Source organism: Stenotrophomonas sp. KH_036_B (assembly GCF_057839485.1).
Genome location: NZ_CM174491.1, coordinates 62,142 through 74,236 on the forward strand (window position 1 = coordinate 62,142; position 12,095 = coordinate 74,236).

At 67.7% G+C, this 12,095-nt stretch carries 10 protein-coding genes; 7 read left to right on the top strand and 3 right to left on the bottom strand.

What is annotated here, in order from left to right; genetic code table 11:
* The first annotated feature begins 76 nt into the window (after positions 1-76).
* Entirely contained in the window at positions 77-559 is a 483-nt protein-coding gene (locus AC3ITN_RS00260) for an Lrp/AsnC family transcriptional regulator (protein WP_313345182.1), read from the top strand.
* Between the two features lie 75 nt (positions 560-634).
* Here AC3ITN_RS00260 and AC3ITN_RS00265 read toward each other — a convergent pair whose 3' ends face one another.
* Entirely contained in the window at positions 635-1,633 is a 999-nt protein-coding gene (locus tag AC3ITN_RS00265; RefSeq protein ID WP_313345184.1) for a patatin-like phospholipase family protein, read from the bottom strand.
* 261 nt (positions 1,634-1,894) lie between these two features.
* On the opposite strand from AC3ITN_RS00265, the gene AC3ITN_RS00270 reads away from it, so the two are divergent.
* Positions 1,895-4,162: a TonB-dependent receptor gene (locus tag AC3ITN_RS00270; protein ID WP_489391655.1), complete on the top strand. Its 2,268-nt coding sequence runs from the start codon at positions 1,895-1,897 to the stop codon at positions 4,160-4,162.
* A 90-nt stretch (positions 4,163-4,252) separates the two neighbouring features.
* On the opposite strand, the gene AC3ITN_RS00275 is transcribed toward AC3ITN_RS00270, so the two are convergent.
* On the bottom strand, positions 4,253-5,095 hold the full coding sequence (locus AC3ITN_RS00275) for an acid phosphatase (protein ID WP_489391656.1): 843 nt from the start codon (positions 5,093-5,095) through the stop codon (positions 4,253-4,255).
* 307 nt (positions 5,096-5,402) lie between these two features.
* Here AC3ITN_RS00275 and AC3ITN_RS00280 point away from each other — a divergent pair, with 307 nt between their 5' ends.
* Positions 5,403-6,284, top strand: a complete 882-nt coding sequence (locus AC3ITN_RS00280) for a lipase family protein (protein ID WP_313345193.1) — start codon at positions 5,403-5,405, stop codon at positions 6,282-6,284.
* A 10-nt stretch (positions 6,285-6,294) separates the two neighbouring features.
* A complete protein-coding gene (locus tag AC3ITN_RS00285) occupies positions 6,295-7,503 on the top strand; it encodes a DUF4785 domain-containing protein (RefSeq protein ID WP_489391657.1) in 1,209 nt (402 codons plus the stop codon).
* A 36-nt stretch (positions 7,504-7,539) separates the two neighbouring features.
* On the opposite strand, the gene AC3ITN_RS00290 is transcribed toward AC3ITN_RS00285, so the two are convergent.
* Entirely contained in the window at positions 7,540-8,361 is an 822-nt protein-coding gene (locus AC3ITN_RS00290) for an ABC transporter ATP-binding protein (RefSeq protein WP_489391658.1), read from the bottom strand.
* 151 nt (positions 8,362-8,512) lie between these two features.
* On the opposite strand from AC3ITN_RS00290, the gene AC3ITN_RS00295 reads away from it, so the two are divergent.
* From AC3ITN_RS00295 to AC3ITN_RS00305, 3 genes are all read left to right on the top strand, one after another.
* Complete coding sequence (locus tag AC3ITN_RS00295; protein WP_313345201.1) at positions 8,513-9,715, top strand: DesA family fatty acid desaturase; 1,203 nt, start codon at positions 8,513-8,515, stop codon at positions 9,713-9,715.
* Between the two features lie 42 nt (positions 9,716-9,757).
* Positions 9,758-10,087: an EF-hand domain-containing protein gene (locus AC3ITN_RS00300; protein ID WP_489391659.1), complete on the top strand. Its 330-nt coding sequence runs from the start codon at positions 9,758-9,760 to the stop codon at positions 10,085-10,087.
* A 237-nt stretch (positions 10,088-10,324) separates the two neighbouring features.
* Entirely contained in the window at positions 10,325-12,046 is a 1,722-nt protein-coding gene (locus AC3ITN_RS00305; RefSeq protein ID WP_489391660.1) for a ShlB/FhaC/HecB family hemolysin secretion/activation protein, read from the top strand.
* Positions 12,047-12,095 lie beyond the last annotated feature (49 nt).

Here is a 12,095-nt window from a genome sequence, read left to right on the forward strand (position 1 = left end):
AAGAGGATTGCAAAGTTGCACGGATATGCTGGATTGGCGCAATATCGTTGCGTCCAATCAATGTTGCGGAGCAGCAATGTCCGGAGATGCCCAGTTCGACCGCACGGATCTGCGTCTTCTGGCGGAGATCCAGCAACATGGCCGCGCGACCAATGCGGAATTGGCGGCGCGGGTGAACCTGTCACCGTCGGCCTGCCTGCGGCGGGTACAGCGGCTGGAGAGCGAGGGCGTGATTGCCGGCTACGGCGCCCGGCTGGAGCCGCGCCGGATCGGCCTGGGCCTGCAGGCGTTCGTCCGCGTGCAGCTGGAAAAGCACGACCAGCACGCCATCGGCGTATTCGCCGACAGCGTGGTGGAGTGGGATGAAGTAGTGGCCTGCCATGCGCTTACCGGCGACATGGATTACCTGTTGCACATCTATGTGCGCGACCTGGAGCATTTCTCCAGCTTCCTGCTCGACAAGCTGCTCAACGCGGCCGGCGTGGCGGATGTGAATTCCAGCTTCGTGCTGCGCACGGTGAAGGATTTCAGGGCGTTGCCGTTGAAGCAGCTCGAGTAGCGGCGCAGCGCTGACGGGGCGGGGCGGCTGGCCGACTGGGAGGGTCAGCCATCCCGTCGGCCATCGCCCGGGCGCTCAGCCCTCGCACTTTTCCTTGCGGCCCATCAGCTTGCCTACGCGCGAGGGTTCATCGCACTTCGGCTTCGGCGGCGGCGGGGCCACGGCGGCGGCGCGGGCGCGCTGCAGCTGCTGGATCTTCGCGCGGATCTGCGGCATGGCCGCCATCGCGGCCTTCTCGCCCTCCAGGATCGCGTATCCACGCTGGCTGAAATCAGCCGCGCCGATGTCCAGCACCTTGGGGCGGATGATGATGTCCGCGCGCGCCAGTTCCTGCTCGCCCAGGCGCTGGCCCATGATCGAGATCGACTGGTTGACGATGCCCAGCATGCCGGTCGGCGACTTGCCGCTGGCCTTGCTGGAGATATCCACGGCAATGACGAAGTCGGCGCCCAGCTGGCGCGCCGCGTCCACCGGCACTGGGCTCACCACGCCGCCATCGACGAACAGGTTGCTGCCGATCTTCACCGGCTCGAACACGCCGGGAATGCTGCTGGAGGCGCGCACGGCCTGGCCGACATTGCCGCGCACGAAGACCGCACGGTCGCCAGTGTCCAGGTTGGTGGCCACGGCGGCAAAGGGCTTGCTGAGCTTCTCGGCCGGCCGGTTGCCGACCTGTGCGTTGACGTAGTCCTGCAGCTTCTGGCCCTGCACCAGGCCGCCGGAGAACAGCCGCACGTCGCGGATGCTCGCCTCGTCCAGCGCCACCGCCTTGGTCTGCATCTGGAAGGCGTCCATGCCGCTGGCATAGAGGGCCCCAACCACGCTGCCGGCGCTGGTGCCGGACACCACCACCGGCTCGAAGCCGTTGGCTTCCAGCATCTTGATCACGCCGATATGGGCAAAGCCCTTGGCCGCACCGCCGCCGAGCGCGATGCCGATCTTCACCGGCTTGGCCGCCGCCACGGGTGTGGCCACCGGCGGCGGGGTCGGGCGGACGGGATCACCGCCGCAGCCAGCCAGCAGGCCGAGCAGGGCAACGGACAGCGTAAGACGGGTGCGGCGGAAGGCGGTCATGGGATTGGCGGAAAGTGAATGGGCGATAGCATACCGGGTAGTGCCGGCCGCTGGCCGGCAACCACGAGCGGGTCGGTTATGCGAGGTTGCCGGCCAGCGGCCGGCACTACCGGATACGTCAACCGGCGCCGATGCTCTTCCTTCACATCTGCGGGCCCGGATCTTGGTAATGAAGGATCCGTATTTGCGACGCTGTTGTTGTACTGCAACAATTGTCTGGTAGCGCCGGTCCACCACCCCTCCCAACACAGCCTAATCGCCATGTTCCCGAACCGCACTGCCCACGGCCGTCACCCGTCCGTGCATCCCCTCGTTCTCGCTCTTGCCGCCCTGCTGCCATTGACGGCCGCAGCCCAGGACGCCCCCGCCGCCAAGGACCCGGTTGCGCTCGATACCCTGCAGGTGACCGCACAGCGTCGCGTCGAGAACGCCAAGGACGTGCCCGTGTCGATCTCGGCCATCCAGGGCGAGAAGCTCGATGTGCTTGGTTCGGCCGGCGACGACATCCGGTTCCTGTCCGCGCGCGTGCCCAGCCTGAACATTGAATCGTCGTACGGCCGAGCCTTCCCGCGCTTCTACATCCGCGGCCTGGGCAACACCGACTTCGACCTCAATGCCTCGCAGCCGGTATCGCTGGTGTATGACGATGTGGTGCAGGAAAGCCCGCTGCTGAAGGGCTTCCCGCTGTTCGACCTGGCCGGCGTGGAAGTGCTGCGCGGCCCGCAGGGAACGCTGTTTGGCCGCAACACCCCGGCCGGCGTGGTGAAGTTCGATTCGGCCCGTCCGTCGCAGGACGCCGATGGCTACGTCAAGGTGTCCTACGGCACCTACGACACCTGGAACACGCAGGCCGCCTACGGTGGTCCGTTGACCGACCGCTGGTCGGCACGCGTGTCGGCGCTGTACCAGCGCCGCGACAACTACGTCGACAACACCCGCCCGAATGCGCCGGCGGAAGGCTTTGAAGGCTACGACGAAGCCGCTGGCCGCGTGCAGTTCCTGTACGAAGGCGATGCGTTCGAAGCGCTGTTCAACCTGCACAAGCGCAAGCTCAACGGCACCGCGCGCCTGTTCCGCGCCAACATCATCCAGCCGGGCAGCAATGCCCTGGTGGAGAACTTCGACCGCGATTCGGTCTCCAACGATGGCGTGAACTTCTCCGAACTGGAGACCTGGGGCGGCAGCGCGCGGCTGCAGTGGAACCTGGGCAGCGTCACCCTGCATTCGATCACCGGCTATGAGACCGCCGAATCGCTCAACCACGGCGACATCGACGGTGGCTACGGCGCCAGCTTCCTGGGTGCCGGCAACTACGGCCCGGGCTTCATTCCGTTCCCGTCCGAGTCCGCCGATGGCCTGCCCAACCACCGCCAGTGGACCCAGGAATTCCGCGTGGAATCCAACGAATGGGGTCGCTTCGACTGGCAGGCCGGCGTGTTCTACTTCGATGAAGACGTCACCATCGACAGCTTCAACTACGACTCGCTGACCCCCGGCAATCCGCAGACCGGCCATGCCGTGCAGAGCCAGCGCAACAAGGCCTGGGCGGCGTTCGCCTCGGGTGACTTCGACGTCACCGAAAAGTTCAAGCTGCGCGGCGGCCTGCGCTACACGCAGGACAAGAAGGACTTCACCGCCAGTGTCCTGCAGGCCGTACCGGGTGGTACGCCGGTCAGCGGTCCGTACGTGGCCAACACCGATGTCAACGACGTCAGCTGGGATCTGAGCGGCGTTTACCAGATCACCGACAACGTCAACACGTATGCACGCGTGGCCAAGGGCTTCCGCGCGCCGTCGATCCAGGGCCGCCTGGCCTTCGGTGGCGTGTCGCAGGCCGATTCGGAGAAGGTGATCTCGTATGAAATCGGCATCAAGGCCGACCTGTTCGATCGCCGCGCGCGCCTGGGCTTCAACATCTTCCGTTACAACGTCGACGGCCAGCAGCTGATCGCGGTGGGCGGCAGCAACAATACCGCCACGCTGCTCAATGCCGACAAGACCATCGGCCAGGGCGCGGAGCTGGACTTCGAGGCCTACCTGACCGACCACGTCCTGCTGACCCTGGGCAGCAGCTACAACGACACCGAGATCAAGGACCGCGACCTGGCGGTGGCGATCTGCGGTGGCGGCTGCACCATCACCGACCCGACCACGGTCATCAACGGCGGCACCTACGCGCTGGTCAACGGCAACCCGCTGCCGCAGGCGCCGAAGTGGATCCACAACCTGACCCTGCGCGCCGGCTTCCCGCTCAACGATGCCAGCGAGCTGTACGTCTACACCGATTGGGCGTATCGCGGCCCGGTCAACTTCTTCCTGTACGAGTCGCCGGAGTTCCGCAGCCGCTCGTCGCTGGAAGGCGGCCTGCGCCTGGGCTACAACTGGGACTACGGCCAGTACGACGTGGCGGTGTTTGGTCGCAACCTGACCAACCAGACCCGCGTGGTCGGCGCGATCGACTTCAACAACCTGACCGGCTTCCTCAACGAGCCGCGTACGGTTGGCGTGGAGTTCACCGCGAAGTTCTGATGTCGCGTGCAATGGGTTGAAACGAAAACGGCGCGGAGACATCCGCGCCGTTTTTTGTGTGTGATGTCATGAACACCGGACGTCCCTGCATCAGAGCGCGCTGGCGGGTCGGGTCTTCAGTACCGTTTCCTCGGCCGCGCAATCGCGGTTGACCGTTGCGCCCGCCTTCCGGGCTGCCGCGATTTCCCTGCGTGCGGCCAGCAGGTCGCGGTTGAACGCCGCATTGTCGTGCAACCGCGCCACCGCCGCCGCGCCCATGAAGCGGCCTTCCAGGATGTCGCTCTGCCAGTGCACGTTGCACACCAGCCGGCTTTCGCCGTAGTTGCGGCCGCGGGCCTGGATGGCATCGGCACGGTCCGGCGCGATCTCCGACAGGATCAGCGCCCATGCCCAGCCGATCGAGGTGTGACCGGACGGATACGAGCCGTTCTTGCGCAGGTCCTCCTCGTCGTCGGGCGTGCAGGTGGGTTCGTCATTGACCATGAACGGCCGCGCGCGCTGGTACTGGTGCTTGGCGCTGCGCGTGGCGGCGCTGGCGTCGATGCGGCTGCGTTCCAGCAGGCGGTACAGCACCGGGGTCTTCTGCGCGTCGACATCCAGCCCGATCGCACAGGAAAACTGCCTGGCGCCTTCCGGGAAGCCCAGCTCCGCATCGCGCTGCGCCTGGGCGAACCGCGGGGTGCCGCGCAGCGCGCGTGCCTCGCGGCTCACCTGCTCGTCCAGCGCGAAACCGGCCGAGCCTGCCGCCGGCGGGGCCGGCACCAGCGCCAGGCTGTCCGGAACGGCGTCTGCCGGCAGGTAGCCCACCGCCTTCGTCACCACCGATGCCTCCACCGGCGTGGCCAGCGGTGCCACTGTCGTACAGCCGGCCAGGGCCGCCACCAGGGCGGCGGTCAGCAGGGGGCGCATCAGGCAGGGGGCGGGGGCATGCATCGGCGGGTCTCGAAAGCGGTAAGCCCTGCATGATCGCAGCTTCGCATGGGCCTGCCAGCCGCCACAGGTCATTCCGCCAGACCCGGCATGACGCACTGCAGCGCGCGACTGGGAGTCCTTTCAAATGACAGGAACCCTCTACTGGTTCACGGAATGCGATGTCCAGCCGGCATAGCTTCTCCTTCGGCGCGATCACTTGTCACACGGATCTGGATAGATGAGGCCCATGGCACGAGGAAGCGCCGGCAATCAGGGGGATCACCGGTAGAGCGGGGCCACGCCCGGCTGACCAAAGGGAGACACAAGGATGCAAAGCAACTTAGTGGGGAGGGGCGCTGCCCTGGCCTTGGGCGTGATGCTGGCCTGTGGCAACGCGCACGCCGCCGATGTGGTGGGGGTGGCGTTCGTACACGGCACCGGCAAGCAGACCGATGCCCGCACCGATTACTGGCAGCCCGCGATCATCGACACGGTGCGCCAGGGGCTGCCCAACAGCGCCAACTACACCGTGATCAATTGCGATTTCGAGCAGTACATGTGGAAGCCCGAGGCGGCCGGTTGCCTGGCCGGGCAGCTCACCACCTTCATCAACAGCAAGGGCATCACCAAGCTGGTGGTCATCACCCATTCCAACGGCGGCAACGTGGTGCGCTGGATTCTGTCCAATCCCACCTACGACAGCCGCTACCCGACGCTGATCCAGACCATCAGCAAGGTCACCGCACTGGCCCCGTCCTCCGCAGGGACGCCGCTCGCCGATGCAGTGCTCAACGGCAATGCGTTCGAGGCGTCGGTGGGTTGGCTGCTGGGTTACCAGAACGATGCGGTGCGCATGCAGCAGGTGGGCTGGATGGCCACCTACAACGCGCAGAACCTGTACGGCACCGCCGGCCGCCCGGCACTTCCGAAGCCGTTCCGCGCGGTGGTGGGCTCGGATGTGGAATCGGCGGTGTGGGACAGCAACAGCTACTGCGGTGGCTATGCGCAGAACGTCGGCCTGGAACTGACCCAGAACTGGTTGAACAGCTGTTCCGATGGTTTTCTGGAATGCAGCAGCCAGAAGGCGGCCGGCAGCGTGCTGTTCACCGACAAGGCGCGCACGAAGGGTGCCGAGCCGCTCAGCCACAACCAGAGCCGCCGCGAATGCTTCGGCCTGGGCGCGATCCTGCGCAATGACCTGACCCTCTGAGGACTCCGCCATGACTTCGAGAATGACGATTGCACTGGCCGTGGCCTCGGCGTTGTTCGCGCTGCCGCTGCAGGCTGCACAACCCTTGTTGGCGGCGAAGAGCACCGACCAGGTGGCCCCCCGCGTGGAACGCGCCCCGATGCCGGATGCGGCGATCGAACGGGCGCCGCTGAGCTTCGCCTGGGCGCTGGAACCGGGCGAGGCGCTGGCCGCGCCGGCGCCGTTCACCGCGTTGAGCCGCAGCTACTGGGACACCGTGGACGCGGCCAGCCTGCAGCGCGGCATCGACCTGCCGCTGACCGCGCCGGACGCGGTGATCCAGGTCAGCCCGGTGCAGGGTGCACGCGTGCTGGACGTGGAACAGCTGCAGGTGCGCGACCCGGCCGGCGTCCTGGCGCTGGACAAGGTGGTCGACGCGCAGCAGCTGCGCGCGGCCGGCATGACCGTGGGCGAGGGCACCGCCATGGCGCGTACCGGGGCCAGCGCGGCGGTGGGTACCTACCGCCTGCAGGCGGCCCAGGCGCAGGGCCGGTATGTGGTGCAGGTGCTCGAGCCCAACAGCCCGATCGCGCTGCAGTTGCAGGCCGATCGCCAGCAGGTACTGGCCGGCGGCAGCGTGCAGCTCAGCGCACGGTTGCAGGACGACGGCGGCCGCGCCGCGGTGGCCGGCGGTCGTTCGGTGGCGCGCACCCTGCCGGCGGGCGGCGAGGCGTTGCTGGTCGCGCCCGACGGACGCAGCTGGCCGGTGCCGCTGGTGGCCGGCAAGGAGGGGCTGCGGGCACGCGTCACCCTGCCCGAGGACATCGGGCAGGCGCAGGGGCTGTGGGAGCTGCAGGCGTTCGTGAGCGCCAATGGTGTGCAGCGCGATGCCAAGGTGGCCTTCGCGGTGGCACGGCCGACCGCCCGTTTCAGCGGGCAGGCGCAGGCCGACGCCGCACAGCGCGAGGTACGCCTGCCGCTGCAGATCGGCGCGCCGGGACGCTATGAGGCGCGCGGCACGCTGTATGCCACCGGCCCGGACGGCCAGCTGCGTCCGGTGGCGCTGGCGCACAGCGCGGCGTGGTTCGGCGCGGCGGGCAGCGGTGAGCTGCTGCTGCCCTTCGACAGCGTGGCGCTGCCGCGTGGCTACGCCGCACCGTTCGAACTGCGCGACCTGCAGCTGCAGGACCAGAGCCGGATGGCACCGATCGAAAGCCGGGCGGTCGCGTTGCGGTTCTGAGCAGGGCCGGGAGCGGGCACCCGCCCGCTCCCGGCGTCATCCCGCGAACGCGCTCAGGCGCCCATCCTGTTCCACCACCTGGATCGGGCCGCCGAACACGTCCGACAACGGGGCATCACGCAGCAGCTCGGCCCGCGTCCCGTCGGCAACGATCCTGCCGCCGCGCAGCAGCACCACGCGCTCGATCTCCGGAATCACTTCCTCGATGTGGTGGGTCACCAGCACCAGGGTGATGCCCTGTGCCGCCAGCGCACGCATGGTCGCGATCAGGTGCTGGCGTGCCACCAGGTCCAGCCCGGTCGAGGGTTCGTCCAGCAGCAGCGCCTGCGGGCGGTTCACCAGCGCCCGGGCGATCAGCACCCGTCGCGTTTCGCCAGCCGACAGCTCGGCGTACCCGCGTTGCAGCAACGGCAATGCGCCGGTCATGGCCAGCGTTTCACGCACCCGCGCGCGCATGTCGTCGGTGACTTCGCGGAACGCCGGCACCACGAAGCTGGCGAAGAAGCCTGACAGCACCGCCTCTTCCACGGTCAGCCCGGGCATGTCCGCCAGGTTGCTGCTCAGGTCACCGGTGACGATGCCCAGCTGCGACCGCAGCCGGTCCACCTGCCAGCGGTTCTGTCCCAGCACACGCACCGCCACGGTGCCGTCGGCATGCGCCAGCGGGTACAGCTCGCGCGTGATGAGTTTGATGAACGAGGACTTGCCGCAGCCGTTGGGGCCCAACAGGGCGGTGTGCTGGCCCTGGGCGATGCGCAGGCTGAGGTCGTGCAGCACCCGCACCTGGCCGCGGACCACGCAGGCACGGTCCAGCTCGATCAAGGGGGCGGGCGGGGAAAGAGACGGGGCGACGGTCATGAATGCGGGGGCAACGCTCACGAAGGGAGAAAAGAACTGAATGACTGCGCAAAAATCGCATCAGACGGATGAAGTTTGCAACGTCTGGCCGCATCATGTCCGAACCTTTATCCCGTTTCCCTGCTGGCCGCCCTGGCCCGGAGTCTCCGCGATGCTCGATACGCTCCTCAACTTCCTGACCGGCGGTGTCGTCGGCCTCGGCTGGTGGGGCATGGGCCTGGTGCTGCTGGTCTTCACCCAGCTGACCATCTTTGCCGTCACCCTGTACCTGCATCGCAGCCAGGCGCACCGCGGCGTCGACTTCCACCCGGTCATCGCACACGTCTTCCGCTTCTGGACCTGGCTCACCACCTCCATGATCACCCGGGAGTGGGTGGCCATCCATCGCAAGCACCACGCCAAGGTGGAAACCGAGGAGGACCCGCACAGCCCGGTCACCAAGGGCATCGGCACCGTGTTCTGGCGCGGCGTGGAGCTGTACCGCGAGGCCCGTGGCATGCGGGCGGACATCGAGCAGTACGGTCGCGGCGCCCCGGAGGACTGGATCGAGCGGCACCTCTACACCCCGCACGCCAACCTGGGTCCGGTCGCGCTGTTCGCCATGAACCTGCTCCTGTTCGGCCTGCCCGGCGTGGCCCTGTGGGCCATCCAGATGGCGTGGATCCCGTTCTGGGCCGCCGGCGTGGTCAACGGCCTGGGCCACTGGTGGGGTTACCGCAACTTCGAGTCGGCCGACACCTCCACCAACCTCACCCCGTGGGCGTTCTGGATCGGCGGTGAAGAACTGCACAACAACCACCATGCCTTCCCGAGCTCGGCCCGCTTCTCCATGCGCCGCTGGGAGTTCGACATCGGCTGGGCCGCCATCCGCGGCCTGCAGGCCGTGGGGCTGGCCAAGGTGCTGCGCGTGGCGCCGAGCATGGACGTGCGTCCCAACATCGCCGTGCCCGATGCCGAAACCCTGAAGGCGCTGCTCTCGCATCGCTTCCAGGCCATGACCGACTACCAGCGCAACGTGTTCGTGCCGGCACTGCGCGAAGAGGCTGCCATGGCCGGTGCCAAGCTGCGCAAGCTGCTGCCGCGCCGCATGCGCCGCGGCCTGGTCAACGACGGCCGCTGGCTCAAGCCCGACTGCCGTGCGGAGCTCAGCACCTGGGTCGAACAGCGTCCGCGCATCCGCGTGCTGGTGGAACACCGCGCCCGTCTGGCCGCCCTGCTCGAGGCCCGTGGCAACGACGCGGCCGAGCGCCTGAAACTGCTCCAGGCCTGGTGCCACGAGGCCGAGGCCAGCGGCATTGCCGCGCTGCAGAACTATGCCGCGCGCCTCAAGGGCTACGCGCTGACGGCGCACTGACCGGTGCGTGACACGCACCGTGCATCTGGAAAGCGCCGCCTCGTGCGGCGTTTTTCCTGCGGGGCTCTGCTGTTGTTTGCCACGGCCGCCCACGCCCAGGTCACCGATACCGGCAGCTACCTGCAGCGCATGGACGCCGACGGCGACGGCAGGGTCAGCGTCGAGGAATACGTGCAGTGGATGCTGTACGCCTTCGATCGCATGGACCGCAACGGAGATGGTGTCCTGAGCCCCGATGAGCTGCCCGGCGGGAAGGGCAAGCCGATCACCCGCGAGCAGCAGCGCCAGACCATCGTCGAGCGGTTCCACAAGCAGGACGCCAACGGCGATGGGTTCCTGAGCGCGAAGGAACTGTCCGCGCCGCCGCGTTGAGCTGACCGCTGCGCCGGGCTCAAGTTTGCCGGCCTGCCGCCGCTATCCCTGTGTGATGCCTTTTCTGGCCCGATGCGGCCGGGGAGGGTTTACATATTCTTAACTTTCGCTACAGTGTGGGCCGTTACCACGGTTCCGACCGCGTTCGGTCGGGAAAGTGGCATCGCACTTGGTTCGTGCGGTGAGGTACACGCCATGGCCAGGAAGGTCGGGATCTGACAGGGACGAGCAGAACGAATGGATTCAGTACTACGTGTGTCCTGGCGCCGGTTGAGCGCCCCATTGATCATGATCGGCGCCTGCCTTGCCGCGCCGGGCACCGCATGGGCCCAACAGGGCCAGCCCACGCTCGCCGACCAGCAGGAACTGCGCGATCGCGCCGAGCGCGAAGCGCGTGAGCGTGCCGAACGGCAGGCCATTCCCGAGGTTGCAGGTCCCGCAGCGCCGGCGGCGGCCGACCATCGTTCGACCGACCTGCCTGACGAATCCCCCTGCTTCCGCATCGACGCCATCGTGCTCGATGGCGCGCACCGCGACAGATTCGATTTTGCCCAGCGCTACCTGGACAGGTACCAGGGACGCTGCATCGGCCAGGAAGGCATCGCGCTCATGGTGCGGCGGACCTCGGACCTGGTCCTGGCCAAGGGCTACGTGACCACCCGCATCGGCCTGCCCGAGCAGAACCTTGGCGCGGGCACCCTGCGGCTGCAGTTGGTGCCGGGCACCATTCGCCAGATCCGATTCGCCGAGGAAGGTCCTTCCGATGCCATGTGGAAGAGCGCGTTCCCGGCGCGTCCCGGTGATGTGCTCAACCTGCGCGCGCTGGAGCAGGGCCTGGAGCAGCTCAAGCGCGTGCCGTCGCAGGACGTGGAGATGGAACTCGTTCCGGGCGCACAGCCCGGCGAATCGGACGTGGTGATCACCCTCAAGGCCGCACGCCGCTGGCGGGGTGCCGTGTCGCTGGACGATGCCGGCAGTGACGGCACCGGCAAGCAGCAGGCCGGGGCCACGGTGTGGGCCGACAATCTGCTGGGCATCAATGACCTGCTCAGCGTCGGCGTCAACAGCGATGGCAGCGCCGAGCGCGGCAAGGGCACGCATGGCTACAACGCATCGTGGACCGCACCCCTGGGCAACTGGCGGTTCTCGACCAGTACCTACGGGTCGCGCTATGCCCAGCTCATCCAGGGCAACAACGAAGACTTCAGCAGCACCGGTCGCTCGCGCAGCGTGGACATGACCGTTGAACGTCTGCTCATGCGCGGCCAGAGCTACCGCACCGCACTGGAAATGCGCCTTGCGCAACGTCACTCACGCAGCTTCGTCGAGGGCGTGGAACTGCGCGGCCAGCGTCGCCGCACCACCTCGGCCGAACTCGCCCTGCTGCACCGCCAGTACCTGGGCAGCCTGCAGGCCGACCTGCGCCTGGCACACCGGCGCGGCCTGCCCTGGCTGGGCGGCGATGACGACGCCCCCGGCCGCGACGACGAAGCACCCACCTTCCGCTACGGCATCACCACGCTGGATATCGGCGTGGGCGCACCTGTGCTCACAGGGCCTCGCCCGATCTACTGGAACAGCGCGCTGCGCTACCAGTGGAGTTCCGATCCGCTGTACGGCTCGGAGTTCATCAGCATCGGCGGGCGCTACACCGTCAACGGCTTCGACGGCGAAGTGATGATGGGCGGCGCGACCGGTGGCTACTGGCGCAACAGCCTGAACTTCAGCCTGCATCGGCGCTTCTCGCCTTACGTCGGCATCGACGTCGGCCATATCGCCAGCAACGCCGTGCAGGGGATTGCCGGTGGCGACATGGTCGGCGCCCATGTGGGCGCGCGGGGGCAGGCGCTCAGTCTGGATTGGGACGCCTTTGTCGGCGTCCCGCTGGAAGCCCCGCGCGCGATCCGCGCACAGAGCGACGCGCGCGTGGTCGGGTTCCGGCTCGCCACGCAGTTCTGATCGGCTGTACCGCAGTACGACATCGGGCGCCATCGACGCCCGCTGAAAA

Excerpts from the sequence above, each read along its gene's own strand:
- AC3ITN_RS00280 (WP_313345193.1), top strand. The coding sequence starts at position 5,403 with ATGCAAAGCAACTTAGTGGGGAGGGGCGCTGCCCTGGCCTTGGGCGTG.
- AC3ITN_RS00285 (WP_489391657.1), top strand. The coding sequence starts at position 6,295 with ATGACTTCGAGAATGACGATTGCACTGGCCGTGGCCTCGGCGTTGTTC.
- AC3ITN_RS00270 (WP_489391655.1), top strand. The coding sequence starts at position 1,895 with ATGTTCCCGAACCGCACTGCCCACGGCCGTCACCCGTCCGTGCATCCC.
- AC3ITN_RS00305 (WP_489391660.1), top strand. The coding sequence starts at position 10,325 with ATGGATTCAGTACTACGTGTGTCCTGGCGCCGGTTGAGCGCCCCATTG.
- AC3ITN_RS00265 (WP_313345184.1), bottom strand. The coding sequence starts at position 1,633 with ATGACCGCCTTCCGCCGCACCCGTCTTACGCTGTCCGTTGCCCTGCTC.
- AC3ITN_RS00295 (WP_313345201.1), top strand. The coding sequence starts at position 8,513 with ATGCTCGATACGCTCCTCAACTTCCTGACCGGCGGTGTCGTCGGCCTC.
- AC3ITN_RS00260 (WP_313345182.1), top strand. The coding sequence starts at position 77 with ATGTCCGGAGATGCCCAGTTCGACCGCACGGATCTGCGTCTTCTGGCG.
- AC3ITN_RS00290 (WP_489391658.1), bottom strand. The coding sequence starts at position 8,361 with ATGACCGTCGCCCCGTCTCTTTCCCCGCCCGCCCCCTTGATCGAGCTG.
- AC3ITN_RS00275 (WP_489391656.1), bottom strand. The coding sequence starts at position 5,095 with ATGCATGCCCCCGCCCCCTGCCTGATGCGCCCCCTGCTGACCGCCGCC.